This window comes from uncultured Traorella sp. (genome assembly GCF_944327115.1).
In the GTDB taxonomy this organism is placed as follows: domain Bacteria; phylum Bacillota_I; class Bacilli_A; order Erysipelotrichales; family Erysipelotrichaceae; genus Traorella.
In genome coordinates, this window is record NZ_CALVGS010000011.1 from 1 (window position 1) to 7,133 (window position 7,133).

Consider the following 7,133-nt stretch of genomic DNA (forward strand, 5'->3'; position numbering starts at 1 on the left):
ATCGTCATAGAAAAATCATTTCAGAAGGGTCATGAATATATTCTCAGACAAGGCTATGATCTTTATTCATTGGCAGAAATCAAAGCCTTTGATCATGGAAAAATTGTCTTCTAAACAAATAAGGTACTATGTACGAAGCTAAGAAATCGTAATAGTACCTTTTTATATATTTAAATGTCTTAATACCATCTAAATAAAGAACTTCCTGTATCAAATGTACGGATTTGATCCATATCTTCAGATGACAATTCAAAATCAAAAATATCGATATTTTCTTTCATCCGATCTTTATGTGCCGATTTAGGAATTACTGCTACTTTGTTTTGTACAAGATAACGCAAAGCAACCTGTGCAGCTGATTTATGATATTTTGCACCAATCTCTATCAATAATGCCTCTTTAAATATATCTTTACGTCCTTCAGTAAAAGATCCCCATGCCTGCATCTGTGTTCCATGCTGAGCCATGACAGCTTTTAAATCAAATTGAGGATAATAAATATGTGATTCCACCTGATTGACGGCCGGAAGAATATTGCAGTGCTGAATAAAGCTTTCATATTTTGCGATATTGAAATTAGAAATGCCGATGGCCCTTACCGTACCGCTTTGACTTGCCTTTTGAAATGCCTGATACATTTCTAATGCATTTTCATATGGTTCATGGATCAGCAGCAGATCGATATAGTCTGTCTTTAAATTGATCAATGATTGTTCGATCCCTTTTTTTGCTTTTGAATAACTTGCCCATGGCTGGTGAAGTTTCGTTGTGATAAATAATTCCTTGCGATCGATGCCACTTTCCTTTATGGCTTCACCAACGATATCTTCATTATCATACATTTGGGCAGTATCGATCAGACGGTAACCGACCTCTAAAGCCTCCAAGATACATGCTTTTCCCTTTTTACCACGGATATCCCATGTGCCAAAGCCTACCATCGGCATCCGGACACCATTATTAAGTCGTAAATATTCCATAACTGCCTCCACAAATACCCGTTTTTAATTATATGGACACCTTTTAGAAAAGTAAAATACTTTAATTAAATAGATGGGCATTTTAAAAATGAATATGAAGATCTATGAATCATTCCTTGATGATGATACCTAATAATTTAGACAGCTCGATTGCCTGAAAAGAATTAACGATGATACCGGCAATGCTATTGACAGTCAATGTAATGCCTGTAATATCACTATTACTAAAATCAAGTCCTTTTAAGGATGTATGAATAAATTCAGAGCGTGTAAAGTTGCAGTTGTCAAATTCGCAGTCTTTAAATTCAGTTTCTACATATCGTGATTCACGATTGTCGCATTCAACAAATCGTGAATTTTTAATTTTACTTCCCGAAAAATTGATGAATTGAATACGATCGTTTAAAAACTGTACATCGCTTAAATAAGTATCTGTGAAATCACAACCGATCATACGGCAGTTTTTGAAAATAATGCGATGCAAGCTGCTGTTGGAAAAATTCATATTGGAACAATCGCAGTTTTCAAAGATTACATCCATAAGATCACTTTTTATAAGTGAGCATTTATCAAAGACGATATTTTTGAATAAACATTCATCAATTTTTATATCTTCATATTGAAAAGCAGCTTCTATATGATGATATTCACTATTGATGAGTTCTTCATTGATCAGTGTCTTTGTTTCAAGATAGGATATTTTCGGTGCTTTACATTTATGCATATTTCTTTATTATTGATTCTTTTTTTGCTTCATTTGATACTTCTCCGATAGAAAAGAACCATATATAATCCTTAAATTCATCAATGATTTCTTTACATCCCTCAATATACTCAGCCTTTTGATCCTCATTGAGGTTTGATATCCATGTTTCGTCAAAAATATCCCCACAGAATAGTATCTTATTTGTGCGGTCTGCCAGCATGCAGCCATTTACTTTTGTTTTGTCGTTGGCAATTACTTCAAGTGTTTTTCCACCCAAATCATATTTTTTCCCGCTTGGCAATGTTGTAAAGAGTGCAGGAAGGAAGGTATCGTCATCCTCAGTCAGCTTTTTTTGAGATGCGATCCATTCGTCCGGATAGTTATGGGTAAGATAATCGATCTCATGCTCTTCATTTAAGATATGAACCAAATGAAATTTCTTATTAGCAGAAGAATGATTGGCACAGGCATGAGAATTCAATACGGTAGGTACTGTGCTTGTTAATGAGAAAATAAGCTTTTTCATTCGCCCGATACCACATCCTGTATCCAACAAGATGCTTTGATTATCGCCGCAAATCAAATAAGAAGTCGAGATCGTATCTCTATATTTCTCACTGATAGCATATATGTTATGGGTACAGTCAAATAATTTAAACCAGCCTAATTCATGTTTCAATTCTTTCATTTTATCGTCCTCCTTTGAAAAAAAAACATCGTTTCTGTATAGAAACGATGTTACTCGCGGTACCATTCTATTTGCCTGCTTAAAAACAAGCCACCTTATCCGTTAACGCCGAAATACGTCTTGACCTACTGTTACTTCAATCAAAATCTCCGAGGTGCGTTTCACTGTGCTTCTTACCGCCTGACTCCCACTCTGTTCAGACTCGCTGATGGCGAAGGAACAGCTACTTTTCCTCATCTTCGATGACATTATTATAATCAAAACAAATGACTTGTCAACATATAAATGAAAAATTATTCTTCCTGATGTAAATTTTCAACTAAGATCGTTTCGCTTCCTTTTTGAAATAAGATCGTTTTTCTAAAATTACCCGGGGTCATGTTTTTTAGCTTCACGAAATTGCGATTAAAGGTCTTAACCGTATTATAACCGACCTGAAGTCCGATATCTGTAATTGCGTCATTCGTTGTCAGAAGCATTTCACAGGCTTTATTGATACGTAAAAAATTGATCAGATCATCAAAATTCTTTTCCAGCTGAAAAAGAAGGATACGGTTTAATTCGATGACGCTGATATGAAATTTATCTGCAACCTGCTGGATCTTTAGATCTTCCATATAATTTTCATAGATATAGGTAATGATTTCATAGCTTACGCTTTTTTCTTTTTCACCAAAGATTTCATGAAGATTGCGATAGATGCTCTGATATGTCTTTGGTGTCGTACCGACACGTTCATTGAATACCTTCGAGATATGTGAAGCATCACTAAATCCAGTAAAGCTGGCAATTTCATTTAACGTAAGATCTGTGTATGTCAACAGATCCATGGCTTTGACGATACGCATTTCATTTAAAAGATCCCCAAAGGAAAAGCCGGTAACATCCATGATATATTTGCTGATGGCAGATTCACTCATGAAAAACATAGCAGAAATTTTTGTCAATGTCTGCTTTTCATTTAGATGAGAATACATGTACTTAAAAATAGCATTTCTTTGATCCAGCTCAATACTGTTGCCATCCATCTGGATACATTCCTTTTTAGTAATGAAGCGTTTAAAATGAATCAATAGCTCACAGAGCTTATTGGTCACATAAATCTTGCTTAATTCTTTTTCTTCCTGAACATCATAGATAGATTCAATACCTGTTTCATTTTTAATTTCGTTCATGATATTCTGAATGACCTTTGCTTCATCAGGTGTACAATAAACAACAGGCGTATTACCGATAGGCGTCAATACGCTGAAAAGTTCATTGGATGTATTATAGGAAGATTTCATCGATTGGGTGATAAAATCAGAATTATAAACGATCTTCACAAATTGCATCGGTTCTTTAACTTCATCTATGACAGTTGTTTCCCATGGCAATATCGCAATAAACGTATCCGGTACAACCGAATAATTAACACCGTCTATCTTGATATTTCCGCTTCCTTTCAAGAAATATAAAAAACGTGAAGTCTGATGTAAAAGCGGCTTCGTAGGTCTGTCGACAAATTCGATATCAAAGCTGCACAGCTTTCTTTTATCATAACTGGAACAGAATTGATCTTGTATTGTAGCATAACGATTCATATGTAATTCCCTCATCTTCATTATACATGAATCTATTTTAAATATCAAAAAAAACCGTCAATTATGACGGTCATGAAATTACATTTTTTCAGGTGCGCTTACCCCGATAAGATCTAACGCATTTTTCAATGTGATGCGGGTTGCTTCCAATAGCGCTAATCTCTGAGCTGTTAATTCCGGCTGAGAATCATCAATGATCTTGTGAGCACCATAGAAAGAATGAAAATACTGTGCCAGCTTTTGAATGTAATTACAGATCTTATTCGGACTTCTTGTAAGAGCTGCTTCTGAAACGACATTCACAAACTCATTGATATGCTTCAATAAGTCTACTTCTTTTTCACTGGTTAATAGATCATAATGATCTAAACGCTGTGCCGGCTTCGTTCTTAAGATCGAACAGATACGGGCATAAGCATACTGCGCATAGTAGACAGGATTTTCATTGGACTGGCTTCTCGCTAGGCTCAAATCAAAGTCCATATGAGTATCAACCGCTCTGCTCACGAAGAAATAACGAGCTGAATCAACCCCGATATCATCCACAAGCTCACGTATCGTGATCGCATTTCCTGTTCGCTTTGACATCTTGACTTCTTCGCCATTTTCAACTAAACGAACCATTTGAATGATGTCTACTTCCAGAGCATCTTTGCCATAGCCCATCGCTTCGATCGCTGCCTTCATACGAGCGATATAGCCATGATGGTCGGCACCCCAAAGATTGACCAGCTTTTCATAGCCACGTTCAAATTTGTAGACATGGTTGGCAATATCCGGTGTCAGATACGTATAATATCCATCGCTTTTCTTCAATACACGATCCTTATCATCACCATATTCTGTCGATTTAAACCAGATGGCACCATCTTTTTCATAAGTAAGACCCATTTCAACCATCTTATCCATGACAAGATTTACCCGATTCTCATCAACGATTTTCTGTTCACTGATCCAAGAATCAAATTCACAGCGATAATATTTTAAGTCATTTTTAATACGGTTAAGTTCACGTTTTTTTCCTTCTTCACGGAAAAATTTCACAGCTTCTTCTTTTGGACAATTCAAATATTTATCACCGACATCTTTTTTGATTTCTTCAGTGATCTCAATCACATCTGCTCCATGATAACCATCTTCCGGAAGCGCTGCTTCCATACCAAAAGACTGCAGATATCTGGCATAGACAGATTCTCCCAGCATATCGATCTGATGTCCGGCATCATTGATATAGTATTCTCTTAAACAGTCATAACCGGATTTCTTTAATAAACGGCAGATGCTGTCGCCCCATGCAGCTCCGCGTGCATGTCCGAGGTGTAAGGCACCTGTTGGATTGGCAGATACATATTCTACTAATATTTTCAGACCGTTGCCGCTGTTATTTTTTCCATAATCATCACCGGCGTCGATCACGGTATTGATGACTCCGGCAAGTTCACTTTTCTTGATCCAGAAATTAATGAATCCAGGTCCGGCAATCTCAATCTTATCAGCATTTTCTAAATTTGATTCTAATTTTTCTACTAATGCTTTCGCAATAACCTGAGGATTCGATCGGACAACCTTCGCCAATCTCATGGCAATGTTGGTTGAATAATCACCATTAGAATTATCTTTTGGGATCTCAATCATGACAAGGCCAGGTTCTGGCGTGATATTGAAACATTCCATAACGGCTTTTTCAATATTGTTTTTTAAAGCTACTTCAATATTATTCATGTTTTCTCCTTTCAGCCTCCTGCTTTCGTTGACAGTTTAACATATTTATAGAATAAAACAAGGGAAATGTTGAAAAAGACAAAAAAAACTGGTTTTTTAATAATATTATTAAAGTAAAACCATTATAAAACATCATTGACAAAAATATGTTTAAACAATTATAATAACCGCTTTTAGATACGATCATGAATATGTATACGAAAGTTTCAAGAGCCGCAACCTTATCGATCTATTCAATGGTAATGAATCTTAACGAATCTAATGTTTGGAAAATGTGCAGATATATCCGTATCTTATGCTTTTATCTTAGGCAGTGTTTTTTCAATAACAGGTCTTGTATTATTTAGACAATGGAATAAAAGAAATTCATATGATGGAAAATAATTGCTTGTTTAAAAAAGCTTTCACGGTTGGAAAGCTTCAATAATATTTCTTTTACATTGATTCTGACATTCTTTTATCGGCTATACACATTTCTAATTCTTTTAGCATACAATTCCTTTCTTTTATTAGAATAATATAATTTTCTTGATTAGAATTTATTGGTTTTTTTTCTCAAAAAGTGGCGAATAAGTGGCGAACTTAAATAAAAAAAAATCACTGTATAGCTAAAAGCCCTATAAATAAAGGCTTTCCTCATCATTAAAGAAAGCCTGTATAAACAGAAATGGCGCGCCGTACAGGAATCGAACCCACAACCTTTTGATCCGTAGTCAAACGCTCTATCCAGTTGAGCTAACGGCGCATCCTGTCTTCATTGTTATCATACCATATTATATGCGGATTTCAACCCTTTTTATCTAACTTCTTTTTCATCCATATATGTTTTACGCCTTCATCTAAGTCTATATCACCGTAACATGCATAGCCCATGCTTTCATAAAAAGCTATCTTACTACATTGGGCATGCAGGTGAATTTCCTTTGCCTCTCGCTGTTTTAGATATCTCTCAGCATATAAAACGATTTCTTTGCCTAAATGCTTACCGCGATATGTTTTTATTAATGCTAATCGCCCAAAAATCCAAATATCTTTTTGTCCACTTTCAAAAAAACGTGCACAGCCGATGCAAATATCATCGTCATATAAAGTAAGAAAGGTACACCAATCATCAATTTCATCATATTCGTTTTCAAATCCCTGTTCATCCATAAAAACCTGTTTGCGAATCATGTAACAATCATCTTTTTGATTGATCTTAAAACTTAAATTCATTGTCATCACCGGTTTCATGATAACATAACCTGCCATTTTTACAAGTCGAAAATGGTCATGAATCAATAAAAAGATGAAAAAAGAATTGCCTTTTTTTCATATTAGTGATAATATCCTGTTTTCGACAGTTTTAAAGAAGCAGAAAGGCCCTAAGTCCTTTATTTAAAAGGGATTTGGGGCCTTGAATGTATTTTAAAATGTTGTATATAAAGTTTTTATCCGATCAATTTATCCAGAGT

The 7,133-nt window shown here is 35.3% G+C and carries 6 protein-coding genes, 1 tRNA gene and 1 other annotated feature; all 7 genes read right to left on the reverse strand.

The annotated features are described in order from the left end of the window. Positions 1 to 179 precede the first annotated feature (179 nt). Positions 180 to 980, reverse strand: coding sequence for an aldo/keto reductase (locus tag Q0K35_RS00830; protein ID WP_294560718.1), 801 nt, complete (start codon positions 978 to 980; stop codon positions 180 to 182). Between the two features lie 109 nt (positions 981 to 1,089). Continuing rightward, on the reverse strand, positions 1,090 to 1,704 hold the full coding sequence (locus Q0K35_RS00835) for a pentapeptide repeat-containing protein (RefSeq protein ID WP_294560719.1): 615 nt from the start codon (positions 1,702 to 1,704) through the stop codon (positions 1,090 to 1,092). After that, positions 1,697 to 2,374, reverse strand: coding sequence for an MBL fold metallo-hydrolase (locus Q0K35_RS00840; RefSeq protein WP_294560721.1), 678 nt, complete (start codon positions 2,372 to 2,374; stop codon positions 1,697 to 1,699). The genes Q0K35_RS00835 and Q0K35_RS00840 overlap by 8 nt, the downstream gene beginning before the upstream one ends. Positions 2,375 to 2,411: 37 nt before the next feature. Beyond that, positions 2,412 to 2,623 (reverse strand) — a binding site (T-box leader). 44 nt (positions 2,624 to 2,667) lie between these two features. Next, the gene (locus Q0K35_RS00845; RefSeq protein WP_294560722.1) at positions 2,668 to 3,957 is read right to left on the reverse strand and encodes a helix-turn-helix domain-containing protein; all 1,290 of its coding nucleotides are present in this window, start codon (positions 3,955 to 3,957) and stop codon (positions 2,668 to 2,670) included. Between the two features lie 78 nt (positions 3,958 to 4,035). Further along, positions 4,036 to 5,679 (reverse strand): arginine--tRNA ligase, encoded by a 1,644-nt coding sequence (gene argS, locus Q0K35_RS00850; RefSeq protein ID WP_294560724.1) that lies wholly within the window; start codon positions 5,677 to 5,679, stop codon positions 4,036 to 4,038. Between the two features lie 668 nt (positions 5,680 to 6,347). Continuing rightward, positions 6,348 to 6,424 (reverse strand) — tRNA-Arg (locus Q0K35_RS00855). A gap of 41 nt (positions 6,425 to 6,465) precedes the next feature. Beyond that, positions 6,466 to 6,912, reverse strand: a complete 447-nt coding sequence (locus Q0K35_RS00860; protein ID WP_294560726.1) for a GNAT family N-acetyltransferase — start codon at positions 6,910 to 6,912, stop codon at positions 6,466 to 6,468. Positions 6,913 to 7,133 lie beyond the last annotated feature (221 nt).